Source organism: Pseudomonas sp. P8_241 (assembly GCF_034008315.1).
In the GTDB taxonomy this organism is placed as follows: domain Bacteria; phylum Pseudomonadota; class Gammaproteobacteria; order Pseudomonadales; family Pseudomonadaceae; genus Aquipseudomonas.
The window spans coordinates 928,279-952,097 of sequence record NZ_CP125377.1 but is presented as its reverse complement, the minus strand read 5'-3'; the positions used below and the strand labels follow the sequence as shown (position 1 = coordinate 952,097).

Below are 23,819 nucleotides of genomic sequence, written 5' to 3'. Positions count from 1 at the left end.
ACAGACGAATAACCGGGACCACCCGGAGACCGCCTGATGAGCGAGCTTTTTTACAACGCCGTGCCGAATGCGACCCGTGTCGCCCCGCCACTGCCCGAGCCTCGGCAATACCCCAGCGAAAAACCGTCCCGGGTCTACCTCTTCGGGACCTGCGTGGTCGATCTGTTCTACCCGCAAGCCGGGATGGACGCGATCCACTTGCTGGAGCGCGAAGGCATTCGTGTCGAGTACCCGCAAGGGCAAAGCTGCTGCGGCCAACCGGCTTACACCTCGGGTTACACCGAGCAGGCAAGGACCGTGGCGCGCTCGCAATTGGCGCTGTTTGCCGGGGACTATCCGGTGGTGGTGCCGTCAGGTTCTTGCGCTGGCATGCTCCGCGAGCATTACGCCGACTTGTTCAAGGACGAGCCGGACACGTTGAAACAGGTTCAGTCCCTCGCGGCCAGAACCTTCGAATTGGCCGAGTTCCTGCTGTTCGTCTGCAAGGTGCAGCTCAAGGACGGAGGCGAACCGGTAAAAGTGGCGCTGCACACGTCGTGCTCGGCACGCCGCGAAATGAACACCCACCTGCACGGTCGCGAGTTGTTGTCGCAGTTGAGCAACGTGGAACGCGTCGACCACAGTCACGAAAGTGAATGCTGTGGCTTCGGTGGGACTTTCAGCGTCCGTATGCCAGACATTTCCGGCGCGATGGTGGCTGACAAGACAAGGTCGTTGAAGGAATCGGGCGCGCACAAGGTACTGAGTGCCGACTGTGGCTGCCTGATGAACATCAACGGCTCGCTGGAAAAGCAAAATGAAGCGTTGCGCGGTCAGCACCTGGCCAGTTTCCTCTGGCAGCGAACCGGAGGTGCCCAATGAGCACTTCCGAGATTATTCCTACGGTCGCCGTAGAAGAAGACTTCCGCACCCGCGCCCACAACGCGCTGGGTGATGCGCAATTGCGAGGCAACTTTCGCAAGGCCATGGATTCACTGATGAGCAAACGGGCAGCCGCTTTCAGCGATGCCCATGAAAGAGAACACTTACGCGCACTGGGCAATGCTGTCCGCGCCCGTGCGTTATCGAAGTTGCCCGAGCTGCTCGAACAACTGGAACAGAACCTGACCCGCAACGGTGTGACAGTGCACTGGGCGGAAACGGTGGACGAAGCCAATGGCATCGTCCTCTCGATCATCCGCGCTCACGAGGGGCGGCAAGTGATCAAGGGTAAATCGATGGTCAGCGAAGAAATGGAGATGAACCATGTCCTCGCTGAACAGGGCATTGAATGCCTGGAATCGGACATGGGCGAGTACATCGTCCAGCTCGACCACGAAAAGCCTTCACACATAATCATGCCGGCAATCCACAAGAACGCCGGTCAGGTCGCGTCCTTGTTCCACGACAAACTTGGCGTGGAATACACCAAGGACGTAGACCAACTCATTCAGATCGGCCGCAGAGTCCTGCGGCAGAAATTCTTTGAAGCAGACATCGGCGTCTCCGGTGTCAACTTCGCCGTGGCCGAAACGGGCACCCTGCTGCTGGTGGAAAACGAAGGCAACGGTCGCATGACCACCACCGTACCGCCGGTGCACATCGCCGTTACGGGCATCGAAAAAGTCGTGGAAAACCTGCGCGACGTGGTGCCATTGCTGTCATTGCTGACCCGCTCCGCCCTGGGCATTCCAATCACCACCTACGTCAACATGATCTCCGGCCCACGCAAGGAGCATGAACTCGACGGCCCGCAGGAAGTGCACCTCGTACTGCTCGATAACGGCCGCAGCCAGGCCTTTGCCGACAGCGAACTGCGCCAGACCCTGAACTGCATTCGCTGCGGCGCCTGTATGAATCATTGCCCGGTGTACACCCGAATCGGCGGTCACGCCTATGGGGAGGTTTACCCTGGGCCTATCGGAAAAATCATCACCCCGCACATGGTCGGCCTGGCGAAAGTGCCTGATCATCCAAGTGCATCGTCGCTGTGCGGTGCCTGCGGTGAAGTTTGCCCGGTGAAAATCCCGATCCCTGCTCTGTTGCGGCGCCTGCGCGAAGAAAACGTCAAAGCCCCGGACAGCCCCCATCAAGTGATGCGAGGCCAAGGCAGCAAGTACTCGCGCAAGGAGCGCTTCATCTGGAATGCCTGGGCGAAACTCAACAGCTCGCCGATGCTCTATCGCCTGTTCGGATTCTTCGCCACGCGCCTGCGTGCGCTCACGCCAAGCAATGTCGGCCCGTGGACGCAAAACCACAGTGCACCGAAACCCGCTGCCCGCTCACTGCATGACATGGCCCGCGAACATTTGGCCGAACAGGGAGACCGTTGATGAGCGCCAAGCAAAATATCCTCACCAAATTGCGCAAAAGTCTGACAGGCACCACACCGGTGGCGGACAACTTCGATGTCGAACTGGTGACCCAGCCTTACACCTACACGCCAGAACAACGTATCCCGCAGTTGCGCAAGTTGATGGAAGCCGTGCACACGGAAATCCATCTGACGTCGGGCGAAGGCTGGCCAGCGTTGCTCGCGCAATTGCTGCGGGACCGCCAGTTGCCAAGCCTGCTGATCGCACCGACAACGCACCACGGTCAACGGATCACGCAGCACTGGGCGAATAATCCCGGCCTGCCAATGTTAAAAGCCTACGACCGTCCGGTTGAAGAATGGAAAGCCGAGTTGTTCGGCGACACTCCGGCGAGCCTGACCGGCACGCTCGGTGCCATCGCTGCCACGGGCAGCCTGATTCTCTGGCCGACCCGGGAAGAACCCCGCTTGATGAGTCTGGTGCCACCGGTGCATTTCGCCCTGCTCAAGGCCAGTGAAATCCGCGACAATTTCTATCAGGTGCAGCAAGAATTCGAATGGGCCCAGGGCATGCCGACCAACGCGTTGCTGGTGTCCGGCCCGTCGAAGACCGCCGATATCGAGCAGGTTCTCGCTTATGGTGCCCACGGCCCCAAAGACCTGGTGGTGTTGATCCTGGAGGACCAATGAATCTACCGGCCGCTTTCCTTCGAGATGTGCAGCAGCTGATCCCCCAGGCGCGACGTTTTGACGATCCGTTGTCGACACTGGCCTTCGGCACCGACGCGAGTTTCTACCGGCTGATTCCAAAGCTGGTCATTCGCGTCGAATCTGAAAATGAAGTGGCAGCCCTGCTGAAACTCGCCCAGCGCGATCAGGTTCCGGTGACCTTTCGCGCGGCCGGCACCAGCCTGTCCGGCCAGGCCATCAGCGACTCGGTGCTGATCGTGCTGGGGGATAACTGGAACGGTCGCGAGATCCGCGGCCATGGCACGCAAATCCGTCTGCAACCGGGCGTGATCGGCGCGCAAGCCAATGCGTGGCTGGCACCCTTCGGGCGCAAGATAGGCCCGGATCCGGCATCGATCAACGCCTGCAAAATCGGCGGAATCGTTGCCAACAATGCCAGCGGCATGTGCTGCGGCACAGCGCAAAACACCTATCACACCCTGGCCGGAATTCGCTTGGTCCTGGCTGACGGCAGCCGTCTCGATACAGAGGACGCCGATAGTGTTGCAGCGTTTCGCCAAAGCCATGCCACGTTGCTGGAGCGTCTGGCAACTTTGGGGCGCGAGACCCGCGCAAACGCCGAACTGGCTGCAAAAATTCGCCACAAATACCGCCTGAAAAATACCACCGGACTGTCGCTCAATGCCTTGGTGGATTTCCACGAGCCTGTGGATATCTTGAGCCATCTGCTGGTCGGTTCCGAAGGTACGCTCGGCTTCATCAGCGCGGTGACCTACGACACCGTGATCGACCACCCGAACAAAGCCTCGGCGCTGATCGTATTCCCGGACGTGGAATCCTGTTGCAACGCGGTCACTGTGTTGAAGGGCCAGCCGGTGTCGGCCGTTGAGCTGCTGGACCGCCGCAGCTTGCGCTCGGTGCAGCACAAACCCGGCATGCCTGCTTTCGTACAGCATCTATCGGAAAATGCCTGCGCGTTGCTGATCGAATCCCGCGCCGCGACGTCCACATTGCTACACGAACAGCTGGCGCAGATCATGGCATCACTGGCGTCGTTCACCGTGGAGAAGCAAGTCGACTTCACAGAGGATCCGCAGGAAAACGCCCGTCTCTGGGCGATCCGAAAGGACACCTTCCCCGCCGTTGGTGCAGTGCGAAAAACCGGCACCACGGTGATCATTGAAGACGTAACCTTTCCAGTCGAGCAACTGGCCATTGGTGTGAATCGACTGATCGAGTTGTTCGACAAACATCACTACGACGAAGCGATCCTTTTCGGACACGCTTTGGAAGGCAATCTGCACTTTGTCTTTACCCAAGGCTTCAACAACCCGCAAGAAGTCGCACGCTATCAGGCGTTCATGGACGACGTGGCGCAACTGGTGGCAGTGGAGTTCGGCGGTTCGCTGAAGGCCGAACACGGCACCGGGCGAAACATGGCGCCCTTCGTTGAGCTGGAATGGGGCAGCGACGCCTACCAACTGATGTGGCAGCTCAAACGCCTGCTCGACCCCAACGGTATTCTCAATCCTGATGTGGTGCTCAGTGAAGACCCGCAGATCCATCTCAAGCACCTAAAGCCCCTGCCGGCCGCCGACGAGATTGTGGATAAATGCATCGAATGCGGTTTCTGCGAACCGGTATGCCCGTCGAAGGGCCTGACCCTGAGCCCACGCCAGCGCATCGTGATCTGGCGTGACATCCAGGCGAAGAAACACGCTGGGGTCGATACCCGCGAACTTGAAGCGGCCTACGAATACCAGGGCATCGACACCTGCGCCGCGACCGGCCTCTGCGCACAACGTTGCCCCGTAGGGATCAATACCGGCGAGCTGGTGAAAAAGCTCCGCAGCCGCAAAGCAACGCATACGAAAACCGCCAATTGGCTGGAAGGCAATTTCGCCGCGGCACTGCAAGGTGCACGTTTCACCCTGCACGTGGCCAACGGTGCGCGGATGTTGCTGGGCGCACCCAGACTGACGAAGTTGTCGGCAACGTTGACGCGCCTTTCAAAAGGCCAGGTCCCGCAGTGGACCAACGCGATGCCGCAACCGGAAAAAGCCATTCGCTTCAGTCCGCCAGTGACCGACGCACGCCCCCGCGTGGTCTATCTGGCCGCCTGCGTATCCCGCGCCATGGGCCCGGCGGCGGGAGACACAGAGCAAATGTCGCTGCACGACAAAACCCGTGGCCTGCTGGAAAAGGCCGGTTACCAAGTGGTGTTCCCGGACAACCTGGACAGCCTTTGCTGCGGCCAGCCATTTGCCTCCAAAGGCTATGCCGAACAAGCCGAGCACAAACGACAGGAATTGATCGGCGCCCTGCTTCACGCCAGCCGTGGCGGGCTCGACCCGATCTACTGCGACACCAGCCCCTGCACCTTACGCCTGGTCCAGGACCTGGGTGAAGCCCGCCTGGACCTGTACGACCCGGTGCGCTTCATCCGTACTCACCTGATGGATCGCCTGACGTTCACACCGCAGGACGCCCCGATCGCCGTGCACGTGACGTGCAGTACACAGCACCTCGGCGAAAGCCAGGCGCTGATCGATCTGGCGCGCAAGTGCAGTAAAAACGTGGTCATTCCCGAAGGCATCCACTGCTGCGGCTTTGCCGGCGACAAGGGTTTCACCACGCCGGAGTTGAACGCCCACTCGCTGCGCACGCTCAAGGATGCGGTACAACAATGCAGCGAGGGGATCTCTACCAGCCGCACCTGTGAGATCGGTCTGACCCAACATGGCGGCATTGACTACCACGGACTAGTCTATCTGGTGGACCGCGTTACCCAGGCTAGGGTGCCCTGATAGCAGGATCTCAAGGAAGACGCATTAAGGCACCTCCCTTAATGCGTCTTGCCGGAATCGACAGTTTTACAGCAGACAAACAGAACCCTGACGTGCCGCCGCAGTCCACTGATCAAGTCCTGCAAACGTGGGACCTCCAAAACCCGGCAGCCCGTCCTGACGGCCAGCGACGCCTGGTCTTTCAGCTCAAGGAGAAATACATGAATCGTTCTGTTCTGTTAGGTCTGTTCGTTACTGCTTCCATCATGGCTTCCCCTTCGTTCGCCGCAGAAGACCTTTGCGCGGTCAACATCAAAACCATTGAAAACGGCAAGGCACAGATTCCTCCGGATGTAGCCAAGCAGGTAGACGCTTCCCTTGAGAAAGCCAGAGCCGACCAGGCAAAGGGCACCAAAGAAGGTACTGATGATTGCATCGCCGAGACCACTCAAACCATCCAGGACATCACGAACGCGAAAAAAGGCGGTAAGTAACCTGGCTCAAGGTCAACCTTCGGGTTGGCCTTCTGGGTCCCGTTGGCGTACACTGCGCAGGCCTGTTGCTCACTTTGATTCACAGAGCACCAGGCTCGGGGCCGTTTAGGATTCGACGCCGGTTGCGAAACTTTAGGTGCATGCCGAGTTGGTAACAGAACTCGTAAATCCACTGTTGCAACTTCTTATAGTTGCCAATGACGAAACCTACGGGGAATACGCTCTCGCTGCGTAAGCAGCCTTAGCCCTTCCCTTCTGGTACCTTCGGGTCCAGCAATCACCAGGGGATGTCTGTAAACCCAAAGTGATTGTCATATAGAACAGAATCGCCGTGCAGTACGTTGTGGACGAAGCGGCTAAAACTTACACAACTCGCCCAATGCACCCTGCCCGTCGGGTCGCTGAGGGTTAACTTAATAGACACGGCTACGCATGTAGTACCGACAGCGGAGTACTGGCGGACGGGGGTTCAAATCCCCCCGGCTCCACCACTTCATCATCTAAAGACGTCCACGGACGTCTTTTTTTGTGCCTGAAATCCAGCAAAATCAAGGGTTTAAGCACCATTGGGCTCCGTAGAGGTTTTCTGAGTTCCAGCCGTTTGGGTATTCCAAATGGTATTCCAAGCCATCCGGTGCTATTTTTTGGAATACCAAAACGGTGTCAGAGGTAAGCTCTCATGCCTGCTCTAGCCCTCCGCCTCTCCGACCGCCAGCTCAAGGCAGTCAAGGCAAAAGACAAAGATTACGTCCTCAGCGATGGTGACGGCCTCCAGCTCCGAGTCAGGAGCAACGGCTCGATGCTGTGGAACTTCAACTACCGCGAGCCGGTAACCAAAAATCGTATCAATATGGGGCTGGGCACATACCCAGAGCTCTCACTAGCGAACGCCAGGAAAAAAGTGGTGGAAGCGCGCGAGCTGCTTGCACAAGGCATTGATCCCAAGGTGCAACGCAATGCACAGGACGAAGCCAAACGAGCGGAGACGGAACACACGTTCGAGAACGTGGCCACCGCCTGGTTCGAGCTGAAGAAGGACTCCGTCACACCGGCGTACGCCGAAGACATTTGGCGATCGCTCACGCTGCATGTATTTCCAGACCTGAAAACAACGCCGCTCTCGAAAATTACCGCACCGATGGTCATCGAACTGCTTCGCCCAATCGAGGCCAAAGGCAGCCTTGAGACGGTGAAGCGACTGAGCCAACGGCTCAACGAGATCATGACCTACGGGGTGAACTCCGGGCTGATCTTTGCGAACCCCCTCAGTGGTATCCGGGCCGTGTTCAAGAAACCCAAAAAACAGAACATGGCTGCGCTACGACCTAGTGAACTGTCAGAGCTCATGATGGAAATCGCGAACGCCAGCATCAAGCGGACGACACGCTGCCTGATCGAATGGCAACTGCACACCATGACACGTCCTGCCGAGGCTGCCACCACTCGATGGGCAGACATCGACTTCGACAAACGCATTTGGACCATCCCACCGGAGCGCATGAAAAAGCGTCGTCCACACACAATCCCGCTGACCGAACAGGCACTCGCATTACTGGAGACGCTCAAGCACCACAGCGGCCACAGGGAATACGTGTTCCCGGCAGATAGAAACCCGCGTACCCACGCCAATAGCCAGACTGCCAACATGGCGCTGAAACGGATGGGCTTCCAGGACCGTTTGGTAAGCCACGGCATGCGCTCCATGGCCAGCACCATCCTGAACGAGCATGGGTGGGATCCTGAGCTGATCGAAGTCGCGCTGGCGCATGTCGACAAAGACGAAGTTCGGAGCGCCTACAACCGGGCAGATTACATCGAGCGCCGGCGTCCGATGATGGCCTGGTGGAGTGAACATATCCAGAAGGCGGCCACCGGTAGCTTGTCGGCATCTGCGATCAATCAAACCAGGGACCGCAACGTCGTACCGATACGCTAAGCGCTCATAGGTTGGCGACAGTGGCGACAATTCGCGTAATCCGGGGGTGCAGCATGGCGACAGAAGTGGCGAGTGTCGCCAAGCGCTTAGCCAACAACGCTACAACCCCCGACGCCAGCGCAAACCGGGCAGCGCCCATGATTGAGTCAGTCGCCATCAGGCTGCCGCACTGCGCTTGATTGAGGCGATCACCGAAATGATCGCGTTGGCATCCGCGTCGCCAAACGCACCGTCTAATCCCTCGTGGTGCAGCGCGGTAAAAGGCGGTTCATATAGTTGACCCGCTTCCATCACGCCCTGCCGGGTTAGACGCTCGATGATCATTTCAACAAAACGAATCTGCTGACTGCTGTAGCGGTTCTCGTCGAGGAATTGACCGAAAGCCTCTTTTGCGGCATTGCGATCCAAGCCTACCAATGATCGGATCAACAGTGTCAGCGGTTGGTCAGTGCCGTAGCACTGTTCGAACTGCTCGCGACTCTGAACCGGTTCCGACTCGTAGACAAAATGCTCCAGCTCGCTCAGATCGCTCGGCGTCAGCGGCCGGTTAAACTTGAGCTTGGCGATGGCCACATGGTTCTCATTGCCACGGATATAGGCTTCGACCTTTTTCTTGTACTGCTCCAGGTTGATGCCGGTATTGAAATCTTTCAGGTTTACTACAGTCGCTTCGCCAATCTCGTCGCTCAGCACGCTATAAACGGGGTTGCTCGGGCGGCGTTCGATAAACTTGATCAGCTCACGCATCTTGCGCCGCAGTTGCTCAAGCATTGGCAAGCGGATGTCCTGCCAGTACTCGTCGGTTTGCACGTCCTGAAGCAACGCAAGTTCAGCATGCACTGCCGGAATGCTGTCCATCACTTCTAACTGGCTGGCCAGCTCGACCACCTTGTCACGATACGCCACGAAGTCGCTGGTCGAGCGAAGTAACGCCAGCTGCAAATTCATGCACAGGAGATCGAACAACTTGGCGGTGATGTGCTCAGGAGCGCGCTCACTCGGCAAGCCGGCGACGTGACTGCGCAGATCACCCAGCGCTGCATCATCCAGCGCATTCCAAACTTCACGCTCGGCAAAGCGGATTACGTGCTCAAGTTCGGTACGCACGATGAAGTTGTCCTTATTCATCGCCGCGACTTCGTCGTGCAGCTCGTCGGTCAACTCCGTGCGCAGCTCGACAAAGGCATCGTACCGGCCTCTGGTTTCTGCCAGATCTACAGGTTCGCGAACGTCCTTCGGCGCTAACAACGACAGCAGATCCAGCCTCGCTTTGAACAACCGCTTGCCTAGCGGTTCGGCCGTACCGCCCAAAGCGCCTTTGGGGTTTTCGTTGAAGTATTCGAAGTTGGCGCAGAAATCGAAGATAGCGAACTCGCGCTTATGCACACCCGGCGCAAACAGGTCCGAGCATAGGCGCGTGCCGCGGCCAATCATCTGCAAGAACTTCACCTTTGAGCGGACGGCCTTGAAGAACACTAAATTCAACACCTGTGGCACGTCGATGCCGGTATCGAGCATATCCACGGAAATGGCGATCTGCGGCTGCTTGTTCAGCTTGCTGCTGAAGTCATCGATCAGGGTCTGCGCATAACTCACCGCATGGGTGATAACCCGGGCAAACTCACCCTTAAAGTGCGGGTAATGATGATTGAAGCGCCGGGCGATAAAATCGGCGTGCTTTTGGTTCACTGCAAAAATAATGGTCTTGCCGAGCTTGTCGCCACCCTCCACTGTCAGGCCATTTTGCATCAAGTGCTTTAGCATCAGGTCAACGGTTGGCTCGTTGAATAGCTGCTTGTTGACCTCAGACGCTAGCACCTCGGTAGGTGCATCACCTTCGGCACTGTAATCGCCCCAATCCAGCGACTCCCAGTGCTCTTTCTCATCATCGCTGAGCTGGTCGTAACGGATGCCTTCGCGAACAAACTTGATCGGCACCGAATAAGCCTTGGGCGGCACCAGATAACCATCATCCACCGCTTCACTCAGGCCGTAGGCATCGGTCGGTACACCGGTTTCCAGACCGAACAGGTGATAGGTATCGCGATCCACTTCGTCACGCGGGGTAGCGGTCAGGCCCACTAGATAACTGTCGAAGTAACGGAAAATCGCGCCGTACTTCTGGTAAACACTGCGGTGCGCCTCGTCGATCACGATCAGGTCGAAATGGCCAACGCCGTACTTGCGACGGTCGCCCTCCATCTGGTCGATCAACCCCATCATGGTCGGATAGGTGCACAGATACACCCGGCCTTGGCCATTTTTGTCGGTAACAAGATTGACTGGACTGGAGTCCGGCAGAAACTCCTTGAAGGCATTTGCGGCTTGTTTTACCAGGGCTACCCGGTCAGCCAGAAACAGCACGCGTTTGACCCAGTTGCCGCGCATCAACAGCTCGATCAGGGCAATCGACATCCGCGTCTTGCCAGTGCCGGTGGCCATGGTTAGCAAACCAGCGCGGCGGCCCTGACTCAGTGATTCGGTCATCGCTCGAATCGCCCGGTGTTGATACGCCCGCTCAACAATCTCGCTATTGATCGGCAGTTCGCGCAAGTCGGTTTGCAGGCTACGCCGCTGAATCGCCAACTCCAGCTCATCGCGGGTGTAAAAACCCTGCACTTCGCGTGGCGGCGCACGGCGGTCGTCCCACAGCCAGGTGTGGTTACCGTTGCTGTAGAAAATCAGCGGGCGCTGGCCCTTCTCGGCTTCCAGGCAATCGGCGTACAACTTGGCTTGCTGCTGCCCCATGTCCGGGTCTTTCAGGCTGCGCTTGGCCTCCACCACCGCCAACGGTTTGCCGTTGGCCCCCCACAGCACGTAATCGACAAAACCCTCGCCTTGCCCATTGGGCATGCCGCTGACTGGCACTTCGGCGTCAGCGTTTTTGCCCAATTCCCAACCAGCCTCCCGCAGCAGCACATCGATAAACAAACGGCGGGTGTCGGCCTCGTCGTAATCATGGTTATCCGGCACTGCGATATTGGTCGCCTTGGCCTGGGCCAGCGCTGCACGGGTGGCAACCAGCTCGGCATCCAGTCGCGCCAGCAACGACTCGCGTTCACTTAGGCTTGCGGCTTGCTCGGCAATCGCCGCCTCTCGGGCTTCGAGGGTGCCGTGCTGGGCTGCAATCTGTTGCTGGAATTTGGCTTCCTGCTTTTTCAGCTCAGCACGAGTAAAGGCTGCCGCCTCGCTAACGCTGACCAACTGCGGCACGCGTTTTTCGTCAAACGCGGCGTCGATGCTTTTTGGTTCGCTGGCGCGGGTATAGGTGCGCGCCAGCCAGAACAGCACATGAAACAGCTCGCGCACCAACTTCATCGCATCGCTGTAGCCAATCGGTTGATTGGAGTGCACCGCCTGATTGCCGAACTTCTGAATCAAGCGCGCCTTCTGATGGATTTGCGGCGGCAACAGGCGCACAAACTCAACCTGAGTCAACAGCAAATTAAGGCCGTTGTCGTAAGGCATGCGCAGGTCGCGGTCATGCTCGTACAGCCAATGCACCGTCTGCTCCAGAGCATGCCGGGTACGCATGCAACAGGCACGAGGGTCGGAATACACCAGTTGTTCCGCACCCTTGGCCGGATCAAACAGCGCTTTAAATTCGGGGATGAGAAATTCAAAGTTGCTCATATCAACCGGCTGCCTTCTGTGAGTCCATCTCGTCCAGGTGCTGGCGCACGCTGCCTATTGAATCCGCATGCGGCGAACCGGCGGGCTGTTTTAGCGCTGGATCCCTCTGCAACATCATCACCACTTCCATGGCATACGCCCGCGCCTGCAGCATGGGGTTCTTCAGAGTTTTCAGTAGCCCGTCGGCATAAATTTTCGCCTGGTCGCGATCCATACTCTGGATGGTGTCGAGCTTCCAGTCCTTGACCTCCAGCACCAGCAGCCCGCGTAACGGATACAGCAGCACAAAATCCGGCTGCAAAGCTTTTGGCCCCACCGGGACATTGAACCAGCACAGGTAGTCGTCTTCGAGCTTCTTTTCCAAGCGCTCCGCCAAGCGGCGTTCGCCGGGCGTTTCGAAGCGGCAGGTGGTGCGGGCGGGGAAAAATTGAGCCATATGGGGTTGCCTGTTCCTTGGCGTGCTGGGAAACACCTGTTGACGACGGGGTTATAGTTTTCCTTCGAATACGTGTTGCTGCAGACCTGCGAACAAAGCTTCCTGTTTTGCTAATGCCGCATCCGCCAATAAACGATGCGTGTGCATTTCAAGAAAAATGCGAGAAAACTCTTTTTGCAGCTCGATTGGTGGTGCGGGCAGCTGAATCCCGCTGAACTTCGATTTGTTCACCATACCTTTCATCCCATTAGTAGATGCGCCTTGTATCAATGGTTTAGAAGTTTTCAGCAAGAAGTAAAGAAACTCCGACGGCGTACTATGCGGTGTGATTGCGTTAATTTGTTGATTGAAGGCAACGCGGCGATCAGCAATGGCAAGGTTACCAATACAGCTTAAGCTTCCAGCAATGCAGGTCACGAGTATGCTGCCGGACGAGACGACTCTTGCAGTCCTCTCCCCTGCATGACTGAGCTGCTCATCTGCTTGGGTGACGTAATCATGCCGCGTATTAAGATTGTCGGATTTGATCCACTCGATGCCGGGACCGTAATTCTCAGGCAAAGACCGAGGAGGGGTATTCCCAGTAGCAACGGTGCCATACGTGGATAAAGCGACTATTGGCCAGCCCTTCGGATTTGTCACCGAGTCGCCGAACATTTCTAAAAATACGGATTGCAGCAGTTGATCGAGCTTGGTAATGGTTTCGCGACGCTTGGCGCGCAACGCGTCAGCTTTGTCCAGAATCGCCGCGATGCGACGTTGTTCGGGAAGTGGGGGGAGCGGGACAGGTAGCTCGGCAAGCCTGCCAAATGAAATTGCAGCGCGCCGGTGTACTGAACCTTTAGAAAGTGTTGGGTAAGCTGAGAGAGCCTTTGGTGACTTCAGAAAGCGCTCAAGGTAAGTAGCGTCTGCTTTGGTTTCATCGACGCTAAAGACCGTATACATCGGACTTATTAGTGAGAGTTCAGGGCAAACCCCGATAGAACCTTCGTCCAGATGGATGGTTGCATAGGCCAGCTCACCCGCAGCAACCATCTTGTACCCTTTGGTGTCTCGACTGAAAACCTGCTTCTTGAAGTACTCCAGACTTGGAACAAACCCTTGATGCTTAGTGACTGAGTAAACGGGAAGGTTCGCCTCTGAAGGAGCCCTGCGACTTATTTCTTTGGCGAAATCGCCCAGCCGGGTGAAATAGGTTGAGGTCACAGCAACATCCCCTCCAATTCATCCATCCCCCGCATAATCTCCGCCTCCAGCGCCTTCAACTCGGCCAGAATTTTATGCGGCGCTTCGTGCTGCACCTGTTCGTACACTACCTCCTTGTAGCGGTTGATTGACAGGTCGTAGTCGTTGCCGACGATTTCCGCCTTGGGTACCAGAAAGCTCTGCTCGGTACGCGCGTGGCCGGTTTCGTCGGCACGGTTATGCCAGCGGGCGATGATGTCGGGTATGTTGTTGCTGTCGTGTTTACTCGTATCCAGCTCGCTGCGTTTATCGTCCAGCGAGTAGCCGTCGGCCTGCATGTTGTAGAACCAGACGTTATCGGTGCCGCCGGAGTTGGTTTTAGTAAATAGCAGAATCGCCGTGGACACTGCGGCATAGGGGCGGAACACGCCGGAGGGCATGGAGACAATACCGTCCAGCTTGTGCTCTTCCACCAGCATCTGGCGCAGGGTTTTGTGCGCCTTGCTGGAGCCGAACAACACGCCGTCCGGGACGATCACCGCTGCGCGGCCTCCGGCTTTCATCAGGCGCAGGAACAGCGCGAGAAACAACAGCTCGGTCTTTTTGGTTTTAACGATCTGCTGCAGATCCTTGGCGCAGCTCTCGTAATCCAGGCTGCCGGCAAACGGCGGGTTAGCCAGAATTAGGCTGAACTGCCCTTCAACACCGGCGTGGCCTTCGCTGAGCGAGTCACGATTTTCAATCGCCGGGTTTTCCACGCCGTGCAACAGCATGTTCATGGAACCGATGCGAAGCATGGTGCTGTCGAAGTCGAAACCGTGGAAGGTGTCATGGTTAAAGCGTTTGGCGCTGGCTTCGTCTTGGTACAGCTCGTGGCTGTAGTGGATATTGAGGTACTCGGCAGCGGAGACAAGAAAGCCGGCGGTGCCGCAGGCCGGATCACAGATGGTGTCCGACGGTTTTGGCGCCATCATCTCGACCATCATTTTGATGATGTGCCGGGGCGTGCGGAACTGACCGTTCTTCCCAGCACTGGCGATTTTACCGAGCATATATTCGTAGAGGTCGCCCTTGGTGTCGCGATCTTCCATGGGGATGGCATCGAGCATGTCCACCACCTTGACCAGCAGCGCCGGGTTGGGAATGGTGAAACGCGCATCCTTCATATGCCCGGCATAGGTGGACTCGCCATCCTCACCGCCCAGCGACTTGATAAAAGGGAATACCTTGTCGGCAATCAGCGCGTACAAACTGGCGGGATCACCCAGCGCCTTGAACGCAGCCCAACGCAAATGCGCCTGGTAGGGACTGAAAATCGGATTATCAATCGGTTGCCCGGTGCGCGCAGCCTTGCGCTCTTTAACCGTCTGCAACTCGTCGAGGCGTTTGATAAACAGCAGGTAGGTCATCTGCTCGATGACTTCCATAGGGTTGGAAATACCGCCGCTCCAGAACGCATTCCAGATCTGGTCAACTTGGGATTTGATAGCGCCTGTGATCACTGCTTATGACTGCCTGAATTGAATAATAGGTTTACTGCCCAGCGCAGCAACACTGCGTGCTATAGGCCAAGCCGGGAAAACGCCGGCCTGACAAGGTGCACGCAGTGTAACGATTAGCGGGTGAGGCTGTCAGGTACAACCGCGCGGACGACATAGAACGCCGCCGCCCGATGATGGCTTGGTAAAGTGAGCATATCCAGCAGGCTGCCACTGGCAGCCTGCTGGCATCTGCGATCAATCAAACGCAGGACCGCAACGCCGTGCCGATACGCTAAGCACTCAACGGATGGCACCGGTAGACGTAACGCCTCAAACGCAGTGACAGTTCTGTTGGCGACAGCGGCGACACCGGCGACAACCCACGTAATCCGTGGCGCGCAGCATGGCGACAGAAGTGGCGACTGTCGCCAAACCTCCTGCATGTCTGCGCTCCTCCGGCCAAGCCCCAGCGCATAGGAAGGCTCCGCATTCCTATGCGCTGGGGCTCACATTTAAAAGACGACGAACGGCTCATCGTCCATCCAACGCCACTCACGACCAAGGCATTCCAGCACCGCTGGTTGGCCCAATCGGTTGCGCGCAATCCGGTTGACCCAACCATACGCGGACGATAGAAAGAAGACTCAAAGCGCTGCCGTTGGCAGCTCCCAGGTAGCCAGAACCTTTGAGGCTACGCCGCATCGTGGTGGTTCTCCCCGAAGTGCGATTAGCGTCCGGCGGCTCGCACGGTCACAGCGATGTGATGGATGCCCACTTTTCCAGAATGCCCACTGCGGCAACTCATGCCCCCTCCTGGCTGCTCTGCAGCAACTTATCCGCTTGGCCATTTCTTGCGCCAACCTGTTGCCCGTCTCTTTGCCCCCTAAAGAGACGGGCGCATCTCACATTGCTGCAGCCCTGCTCGCATGGGCCTTTGCGGCTTTCCTCCTCGTGACAATCGGCGTGACAAACACCGAAAAGTCACCAGCAACAGCGATGCCGATGACAGTGCCGCAGCCCAAGGAATGGACTGCACCTGACTGACAGTCAGGCATGCCCCAGTCATCGCATTACTGCCTTCACCCGACTCAGGATCTCGCGGCACCGGTCTCGTCAGCCAGTGCAGCCTCCACCCGCCCACTTCTACGGAAGTATTCAGGAGGCCAGATCATGAGATGCCCAAGCTCTCGGTCGTAAGGAGCCGCCAGTCCCGCGTGAGTGGACAAACCTCACAGGTCGCAGGGGCCTTGATCCCTGATAACACTCAACAACCGTGGCGGGATGAGTGAGGACGAAGTCGATAATCTCAGGAGAATTGCGATGCAACTGTGCGAAGCGTTCGAGCCACCACAACCATTGCTGGAATACCAGCAGACGCCACTGTCCTACCCGGTCGAAGCACTCGGGGAACTATTGGGCCCTGCGGTCGAACGACTGGCCGAGGTGATCGGCGTACCTTGCGCCATGGCGGCGCAATCGGTGCTGGCCAGCGCTGCCCTGGTGAGCCAGGCTCATGCCAATGTCCAACTCGACGGCCGAACCTATCCGCTGTCCCTCTACCTACTGACGGTGGCGTCCTCGGGTGATCGCAAAAGCGCGGTGGATCACCTGGCACTGAAGGCGGCGCGCGACTGGGAACGACAGCAGTGGACCCTGTATGCGGAAAAGATTAAAGCCTACCGCGCCGCTACTCGCATCATGGCCAAACCCACAACCTCAAAGAAACACGCGGAGGCGGAACGCGGTGAGCTGTCCGAGCCGGTACCGCCGAGACTGATCATTGCCGAGCCCACTATTGAGGCCCTGGTCAAAAGCCTGTGCCATGGCTTGCCCAGCATGGGCTTGTTCAATGATGAAGGTGGCCAGTTCTTAGGCAGCAGCACCATGAGCAAAGAGAACCTGCTCAAGGCGATCACCACCTTATCGACCCTATGGGATGGCAGCCCGATCGACCGGGCGCGCTCCATGGCCGGAGAAAGCCTGCGTGCCTATGACCGCCGCCTCAGCCTGCATCTGATGCTACAGCCCTACCTGGCCAACCAGTTGTTCAAAGACCCGGTAATCAATGATCAAGGCATCCTCGGCCGTTGCCTGATCAGTTGGCCCGAGCGCCTGGCCGGCCAGCGGCTCTACAAAGCGATCGACCTGACCCGAGATGCCAAGGTCCAGCGCTACCAACAGCGGATCACCGCCCTGCTGCAAAAGCCCTGGTCACTTCACCAGGATGGCTCACTCAATCCCGCCACGCTGGAGCTGACTGCCCGTGCCCGGCGTGCCTGGATTGATATTCACGACACTATCGAGTGCCAGTCTGGCGAGTTCGGTGAGCTAGCCGGCGTCCAGCCTGTCGCAGGCAAAGCCGCGGCGAATGTACTGCGCATCGCAGGTGTGCTGGCCATGGTGGAAGAGGCCAGTGCGTTGGACGAAGCACACATACAGCGCGCCTCCACGCTGATGGATTACTACCTGGCCGAGATCCAGCGCCTGACCGAACAGGAGCCGGTCAATAGCCGATGCGAAGAGGCGGATCGACTGCTGCGCTGGCTGGTACAGAAAGGCTGGACTCACTTCACCATTCGCGACGTCAATCGCAACGGCCCTCGCTTTGCCCGCAAGAGCGCTGACCATACCGCCTCTCTATTGGTCGTGCTGATCACTCATCGCTGGCTGAGCAGCCGCGACGGAAAAACGTTCGAGGTCCGCCATGTTTCGCCTCAATGACGCGGTGCGCCGCTACCAGGCGCAACTTCAACCGCAACCAGAATCGCGGCGTGTCGCCACCGCTGTCGCCACCCTGTCGCCACGCGCCAGGCCAGAAACGACGCGGGTTGTCGCCACTGTCGCCGCTGTCGCCACACCACCCTTTGAGCCTGCCAACCTCGCCCGGCTGATCAAGCAACTGCGCGAGGAAGGGGCACTGCTGCAACACCAGGAGAACGCCCTCCTGATCCGCCCGACACACTGGCAGCAGCTGGACAGGCTCAGCCCCTACTGGAAAGCCTTGCTGCTCTTTCTGCAAACAAACGAAAACGGTGAAGATGATGACTCTGGTCGGTCGGCGTGAGGGTCGCAACTTTGGCTACGGACGCCAGCTAAGCTACGCCGGCCCACAAGCGCTCAAGGATCTGTTTGCCGGCGGCCACTTTGCCACGGTCAAAGCGCATAGCGATCGCTGGCAAGCGTTCGTGCGTTGGTGTCGGTCAGAGGACGGCCCCGGTTACAACGATGCGCGTCAGATCGATCGACAGACGCTGCAAGATTACGCCGCGTACCTGCGCCAGCAGATCCAGCAAGGTGAACTCTGCATCGCAACCGCGCAGAACCGCCTGAGCAGCGTCAACCGTACCCTCGCGGCGCTGCGCGGTGATCAGGACGTGAGGATCGCCAGTCCGAGCCAGGCGTTGGGACAGCAGCGCTCGAGCGTACGCACCCGCGCGCCCGATGGCCAAGACCACCAACAGGTGCGGCGAGTACTCGAGGCGCTGGGCGAACTGCAACACGTGCGGGTGGCCGCGATTGTCCTGTTGGCCCGAACAACCGGTATGCGCCTGCGCGAAGCGATCCTGGCTGACCTGCCACGCTTGCACCGCGAAGCCGAACACTTAGGCCGCATCAACATTCAGGACGGCACCAAAGGTGGCCGCTCAGGGGCTTCAGCGCCGCGATGGGTCGTGGCAAATGAAGAGGTGAAAGCGGCCCTGCAGTTGGCTCTTCATGCATCGCCGCCCCGCAGCCGCAACTTGTTGGCCCGAGACGAAAGCTACTCCGTGTTCCTACAAAAGACCGTGCTCCCTGCCCGCGAAACGCTACATGAACAAGGGTTGAAAGGTTTTCATGAACTGCGCGCGGCCTACGCCTGCGAGCGTTACGAACAGCTCACTGGCCACGCCGCACCAGTCAATGGTGGCCACTGCTATCGCATTGACCGCGAACTGGATCGACAGGCGCGGCAACAGATCAGCGCTGAGCTCGGGCATAACCGGATCGATGTGGTTTCGGCCTACATTGGAGGTCGAGCGTGACCAAGCAGTTCGATATGGCGCTGTTCCTGTGCGGCGTACTGATTGGCTCAAAGGTCACGCAGCAACGCCACCTACGCCAAGCCCGAATCATGCAAGCGGCCATTCAACAGCGATGGCAACGCGATAATCCCTGGACCTGGCAGCTCAAGCATGTGCGCTGGTTTCTCACTCAGCACCTGAAAGACCATTCCGACGCCACCCGGTATTACTATCGGCTCACCGCCCTACTGATCTGGAAGAGATTAGGGAATGACCGAGAAATGCTGATCTAACGCTCAAATCGTGGATAGGCAACCCTTCAGGCTCGCTTTCCCGCCTTCATCTATATCAGCGTGAATATTATCTTGCGGATAAACCTGCTTGAGAAACACCGCCGCAATGGCAAAAAGCAACCCAAAATGGTTCGTCGTGACAGGCCGAAAAAGCCAAAAGCGGACGTTACCGGAACACTGAATAAATACGGACTACTTCCGTACCTTCTTCAAGAACTGGGTCGAAAGGTTGTCCTCGACGTTGTGGGAGGACAAGGGTTGATCATGCACAGAGCTTAAAGGTAGCGATCCGACCGAAGCGGCGGATCATCAAACTCGAATCGCGGTCTTTCATAAACTTGGGGATCGTTGGCTGCCACGTTCCGAATCAACTATCGCGATAAATTCAGAATCGTTAATAGCTAAATTTTCTTAGTATTTTTTTTCACTGGCAAAAATGACGTCTACCCTTTGGAAGCTAGCGTAGGGCTTTACTTACACTATTCCCGCTGTTAAACGCTGAATATACTTCAAGATTAATAATCTATTACAACAAGAGGATATGGACATGCCAGAATCTTTAACCAAAGAAAAAATCATAGAGCTATTAAAAGAAATATCCGATTTGCAAATTCACGCAGACCCGCTAAATTCCAGCGACTTAGCAGGTATAGGTACTACTAAGAAATCGGGAACTCTCCTAACAAGAAAAGAGCTAGAAGAGCTTGTTGAAAAACAGGACAACATAAATATTTATTCGTTTCATTCAAGCGGAATAAACAACGTTGGTAATCACTCGAGCAATTAGGAGCAGGGACTATGACGAACATTATAACCATGAGTAAAAATTACGAAAAATGGAAAACTTTAGAAGGGGGTAGTCAAGTATACCTAAATAAATACAGCGGTGAATGGTTCGTATCTGCGCAATTGACAGAGAGACTCTTCGGTAGGCTTCGTTATGGAATTGCAACAGAAGAGCTAAAGGAATTATCTCCGGCGGAAGCAAGTAATCTGGCAAAGTTGATCGATGCGGGAATAGTCGATGTAGGAAGTAACAATAGCGATCGTAGGCCTTCGATAGAGAGGGGGCAGGTGACGTTAGTTATAATAGAAGCGTTAAACTACTGCAATCTTGCGTGCACTTATTGTTTTGAGGATGTACCTACTAAAGGCAGGAAGATGACTTTTGAAACTGCGGATACAATCGTAAGCTCAATAGAGAAACTTAATCTTGCTAAGAATTTTGTAATAGAATTTAATGGCGGCGAGTCATTCTCGAATATAAAAACACTATACCATATAGTATCAAATGTAGAGAATTCAAAAATAAAAACCAATCACAACGTGAGTTACGGGGTGACGAGCAATTTAACCTATCTAAATGAGCAAATAGTTTGTCTTCTGAAGAAATATAACTTTAGTGTATCTGTCAGTCTTGATGGCGAAAAGCTGGACCATGATAAAAATAGGATATTCTCTACCGGCAAGGGCTCGCACGACAAGATAATGAATAACATTAAGATTCTAAATGAGAACAACATAAGTTTTAGTACTATATCTGTAATTTCCGACCCAGGCCAACTGACGCGCAGTTATAATTTCTTAAAATCCATTAAAATACCATACGTTTCGTTCGCTATTAGAAGACACTCAAGCAGAAAACCGCTAGAAGATATTGATTATTCATTTATCGCAAACGAATTATTTGAAGCGTTTCAGGATAGTTTTCTGCACTTTCAGAAAAAAACGTTTTCCCCGAAATTATTAGACGCTGTTATTTTAATAAAAAACCTCGTCTCTCCTCATGATCCGCAGTACATGTGCCTTCGTACACCCTGCGGGGCAGGAACTAATATGATTACATATGACACTGGAGGGGATATCTACATTTGTCAGGATTTGATAAAGGAGCCAGCGTTTAAAGTCTGCAATGCTAGCGATCCTGAACCACAAGATCTGATTGATAACAACGATATCGTAAAAAAATTGAGGAGTAGAAAGCCGGGTGGAAACATAGGTTGCGAAGAGTGTGATTTTCAAATGTTTTGTCAGGGTGGATGTTACTCCACATCATACTACGCCTCAAATAAAGATGTGCCAGCGTCATTCACAAAAAAGACTCCGCATTGTGAGTTTTACTATCAATCATTTAGCACGATGCTAGGATATGTTGCATCTGATCCGAGTGGGCTTGCAGAGTACATTAATTCAACTCCCTATATTTACGATTAAAAAGGTCACAAAATATGTTTCATATTTATGATAAGACTGAGGATGTCACCCACGAAATAAAAATCAATACGCACGATAGCTATTGCGAATTAAAGTCAGCAATCATAAAAAAGGCATCTTTGGCTGATTACAAGCACCGACAGTTGTATGTACATATACCATACTGTTTCTTTCATTGTAATTTTTGCGTCTATCGGGGGGATTTGCTAAAAAGCAAGAAACAAATTTCGGAGTATTGCGAGCTTTTCAAACGAGAAATTTTACATCTGAAGCCATTATTTAATGGCACAACCTTCCAATCAGTATTTATTGGTGGCGGGACAGTTACGGTTTTAGGAGAGGATCAATTAGAAGAACTAATCGCGAGCCTCCGCGAAAGCTTTAATTTTGATATGTCGAAGAGTGAGTTTACAGTTGAACTGGCTCCTCATGGGCTTTCGGATCGCAAAATCGAAGTTCTTAGGCCGTCGGGTGTGAATCGGGTGAGTCTCGGGATCCAATCTCTGGATGTTGATTTGTTGAAGTCCATGAATCGACCTGCAATCACCGAGGCTAAAATTAAAAAAATCATCAGTTCTATCAACGGGCACTCCTTCAGCGACTTCAATGTGGACTTGATGGTAGGCGTTAATGGGAGGAGCTTGGAGAATCTATATAGCGACTTTAGAAAATTATCGGATTGGGGTGTTGAATCAATAATGGTTTATATAAATATGGAAGACTATCGAGGGTCATATACAATAAATAAAAACCTTAAAAATATCGAACTTTTAGAACAACTATATGAAAGGGTTTCTGGTGAATACAACCTTAATAACGGCGAAGGAGTGAATGAGTACAATCGTTTTCGCTTAAGGAAAAAAGAATCTGCCCCGATTTTCGACAATAGGTATTCGACCAATTTTAAGGGCGACGATACTTTCTGCTTAGGTCTAGGACGACAAGCAAAAAGCTGGACAAACGAAATGGTATTTTATTACTCATGATAAAAATAACTCACGCTCCTGAGTGGAGACGGCTTGTTGATGTTACTTCCGGATTACAGGAAGCAGCTTTAATTAAAAATTTTTTTGATATGCCCCCTATTAAAGAAAATGAAATTTTAGAAATATTTAATCGTATTTCAACTATGCACAATGGTAGATTAATGACTACTCTACGCGCATACAGTTCGGGGCGATCAGAAGAACATGAGTACAAAATACTTACAAGTCCACCGCGACCAGCCGAATCTCTTGTTTCCTGGTATAAAACTATTTTCAAAGAGGACTCTTCAGCGATAATCCTCAACAGAGCGGAGCGGTGGTCTGTCCAAATTGCAGATTTTGCTGCTCAAACTGTATCTGAAATTACAAATCATCGTCCAACCCCTGATCTTAATGTTGAGACTGTACTTTTCATTGGGAATTATGGTTTCTCTCCATTTGGTATTCATAAAGATTACGACTCGATCAAGTCCATACATATCCCTCTATTAGATACAAAAAAAAGTATGTATCTGTGGTCAGAGGATGATTACGAGAAATTGACCGGATGTCGGCGCAACTGTTATGATCCGCCTAGTCTTATTCATACCGGAATTAGATATGAGTATGCCTTGGGTGATTTGTTTTTCCTTCCTCCCAATTGTTACCATGTCGGGTATAGCCCAAATTTTTCTGTCTCTCTCGCAATAGTTTTAAGTAGCTCGGATATTAGCGATACAAGGGACTTCACTCCTGCATTAAACGCGTATTATGGTAAAGGTTGGAGTGGCAATCCGGTCGCACTTAACTTGCCCTTAGTAAAGATTATAGAGCTTACAGAGAATTTTCATAAGAGGAGAAAGCTAAGCAATTTAAATCTTGCTGGAACTATTGATTATCTAGATGATTCTACCTTGATAGAACCCAATAAAGAATTTTCAATAGTCAGCCCATTCAAAATCGATTATGTGGCGAGGGACGACTTGGTATTATATGCAAGGGGGAAAACTATAAGGTTTGAGGGGGTACCAAATTCATTGTATATTAAAGAACTTGCACTGCTGTTTGATGCGCTTAATGCAAGATTTTCGGTGAGTATAGAGTCCGCGAGCACCATTATTAGAAGTGTCTCGATTGATGCGATAGTCTATATATTTGAGCTATTGGTGCGATGCCATATAATAAGATAGTTAGATTGATTTATAATGGTTGTGATTCTATTTTCCGCTTTAGCTATCCAAGGTCTTTGTATAAAATAAGCGAATCGAATGATTTAAGTTGCAGGCCGCAAGTATTCCTAGCATTAATGCTGCTCATCCCAAAGAAAAGCCGAAACGCATTGAGTTGACGAGTACGCACTATACCCAGCATGTTAGCGGTAGTCATAGTTGACTGTTATAAATTATGGGCCG

The 23,819-nt window shown here is 54.4% G+C and carries 18 protein-coding genes, 1 other RNA gene and 1 pseudogene; 16 read left to right on the top strand and 4 right to left on the bottom strand.

Going from position 1 to position 23,819, the window contains the following annotated elements; all coding sequences use genetic code 11:
• The first annotated feature begins 36 nt into the window (after positions 1-36).
• From QMK58_RS04165 to QMK58_RS04135, 7 genes are all read left to right on the top strand, one after another.
• Positions 37-861, top strand: a complete 825-nt coding sequence (locus tag QMK58_RS04165) for a (Fe-S)-binding protein (protein ID WP_320395911.1) — start codon at positions 37-39, stop codon at positions 859-861.
• Complete coding sequence (locus QMK58_RS04160; protein ID WP_053154329.1) at positions 858-2,312, top strand: LutB/LldF family L-lactate oxidation iron-sulfur protein; 1,455 nt, start codon at positions 858-860, stop codon at positions 2,310-2,312. Before QMK58_RS04165 ends, QMK58_RS04160 begins: the two co-directional genes overlap by 4 nt.
• Positions 2,312-2,983 carry a LutC/YkgG family protein gene (locus tag QMK58_RS04155; protein WP_053154326.1) on the top strand — a complete coding sequence of 224 codons (672 nt, stop codon included), beginning with the start codon at positions 2,312-2,314 and terminating at the stop codon, positions 2,981-2,983. Before QMK58_RS04160 ends, QMK58_RS04155 begins: the two co-directional genes overlap by 1 nt.
• Positions 2,980-5,790, top strand: coding sequence for an FAD-binding and (Fe-S)-binding domain-containing protein (locus tag QMK58_RS04150; RefSeq protein ID WP_320395910.1), 2,811 nt, complete (start codon positions 2,980-2,982; stop codon positions 5,788-5,790). Before QMK58_RS04155 ends, QMK58_RS04150 begins: the two co-directional genes overlap by 4 nt.
• A gap of 200 nt (positions 5,791-5,990) precedes the next feature.
• Positions 5,991-6,263, top strand: coding sequence for a hypothetical protein (locus tag QMK58_RS04145; RefSeq protein ID WP_053154905.1), 273 nt, complete (start codon positions 5,991-5,993; stop codon positions 6,261-6,263).
• A 97-nt stretch (positions 6,264-6,360) separates the two neighbouring features.
• Positions 6,361-6,754, top strand: a transfer-messenger RNA (tmRNA) gene (gene ssrA / locus QMK58_RS04140).
• Positions 6,755-6,942: 188 nt separating this feature from the next.
• A complete protein-coding gene (locus QMK58_RS04135; RefSeq protein WP_320395909.1) occupies positions 6,943-8,199 on the top strand; it encodes an integrase domain-containing protein in 1,257 nt (418 codons plus the stop codon).
• Between the two features lie 156 nt (positions 8,200-8,355).
• Here QMK58_RS04135 and QMK58_RS04130 read toward each other — a convergent pair whose 3' ends face one another.
• From QMK58_RS04130 to QMK58_RS04115, 4 genes are read right to left on the bottom strand one after another with little or no spacing between them, the layout of a single operon-like run.
• The gene (locus QMK58_RS04130; protein WP_320395908.1) at positions 8,356-11,832 is read right to left on the bottom strand and encodes a DEAD/DEAH box helicase family protein; all 3,477 of its coding nucleotides are present in this window, start codon (positions 11,830-11,832) and stop codon (positions 8,356-8,358) included.
• Position 11,833: 1 nt separating this feature from the next.
• A complete protein-coding gene (locus QMK58_RS04125) occupies positions 11,834-12,268 on the bottom strand; it encodes a nuclease-related domain-containing protein (protein ID WP_320395907.1) in 435 nt (144 codons plus the stop codon).
• Positions 12,269-12,319: 51 nt separating this feature from the next.
• A complete protein-coding gene (locus QMK58_RS04120) occupies positions 12,320-13,474 on the bottom strand; it encodes a restriction endonuclease subunit S (RefSeq protein WP_320395906.1) in 1,155 nt (384 codons plus the stop codon).
• Positions 13,471-14,955: a type I restriction-modification system subunit M gene (locus tag QMK58_RS04115; protein ID WP_217663981.1), complete on the bottom strand. Its 1,485-nt coding sequence runs from the start codon at positions 14,953-14,955 to the stop codon at positions 13,471-13,473. The genes QMK58_RS04120 and QMK58_RS04115 overlap by 4 nt, the downstream gene beginning before the upstream one ends.
• Positions 14,956-15,089: 134 nt before the next feature.
• On the opposite strand from QMK58_RS04115, the pseudogene QMK58_RS04110 reads away from it, so the two are divergent.
• The 9 genes and pseudogenes from QMK58_RS04110 to QMK58_RS04070 all read left to right on the top strand — a co-directional run.
• Positions 15,090-15,230, top strand: a pseudogene (locus tag QMK58_RS04110) (integrase); the annotation flags it as partial.
• Positions 15,231-16,254: 1,024 nt separating this feature from the next.
• Positions 16,255-17,655, top strand: a complete 1,401-nt coding sequence (locus QMK58_RS04105) for a YfjI family protein (protein WP_320395905.1) — start codon at positions 16,255-16,257, stop codon at positions 17,653-17,655.
• Positions 17,639-17,998 carry a hypothetical protein gene (locus QMK58_RS04100; protein ID WP_320395904.1) on the top strand — a complete coding sequence of 120 codons (360 nt, stop codon included), beginning with the start codon at positions 17,639-17,641 and terminating at the stop codon, positions 17,996-17,998. Before QMK58_RS04105 ends, QMK58_RS04100 begins: the two co-directional genes overlap by 17 nt.
• Positions 17,976-18,956: an integrase domain-containing protein gene (locus tag QMK58_RS04095; protein ID WP_320396518.1), complete on the top strand. Its 981-nt coding sequence runs from the start codon at positions 17,976-17,978 to the stop codon at positions 18,954-18,956. The genes QMK58_RS04100 and QMK58_RS04095 overlap by 23 nt, the downstream gene beginning before the upstream one ends.
• The gene (locus QMK58_RS04090; RefSeq protein WP_320395903.1) at positions 18,953-19,228 is read left to right on the top strand and encodes a hypothetical protein; all 276 of its coding nucleotides are present in this window, start codon (positions 18,953-18,955) and stop codon (positions 19,226-19,228) included. Before QMK58_RS04095 ends, QMK58_RS04090 begins: the two co-directional genes overlap by 4 nt.
• A gap of 547 nt (positions 19,229-19,775) precedes the next feature.
• Positions 19,776-20,015 (top strand): hypothetical protein, encoded by a 240-nt coding sequence (locus QMK58_RS04085; protein WP_320395902.1) that lies wholly within the window; start codon positions 19,776-19,778, stop codon positions 20,013-20,015.
• 11 nt (positions 20,016-20,026) lie between these two features.
• Positions 20,027-21,442, top strand: a complete 1,416-nt coding sequence (locus QMK58_RS04080) for a radical SAM/SPASM domain-containing protein (protein ID WP_320395901.1) — start codon at positions 20,027-20,029, stop codon at positions 21,440-21,442.
• Between the two features lie 14 nt (positions 21,443-21,456).
• Positions 21,457-22,428: a radical SAM protein gene (locus tag QMK58_RS04075; RefSeq protein ID WP_320395900.1), complete on the top strand. Its 972-nt coding sequence runs from the start codon at positions 21,457-21,459 to the stop codon at positions 22,426-22,428.
• Complete coding sequence (locus tag QMK58_RS04070; protein ID WP_320395899.1) at positions 22,425-23,597, top strand: hypothetical protein; 1,173 nt, start codon at positions 22,425-22,427, stop codon at positions 23,595-23,597. The genes QMK58_RS04075 and QMK58_RS04070 overlap by 4 nt, the downstream gene beginning before the upstream one ends.
• The last annotated feature ends 222 nt before the right edge of the window (positions 23,598-23,819 follow it).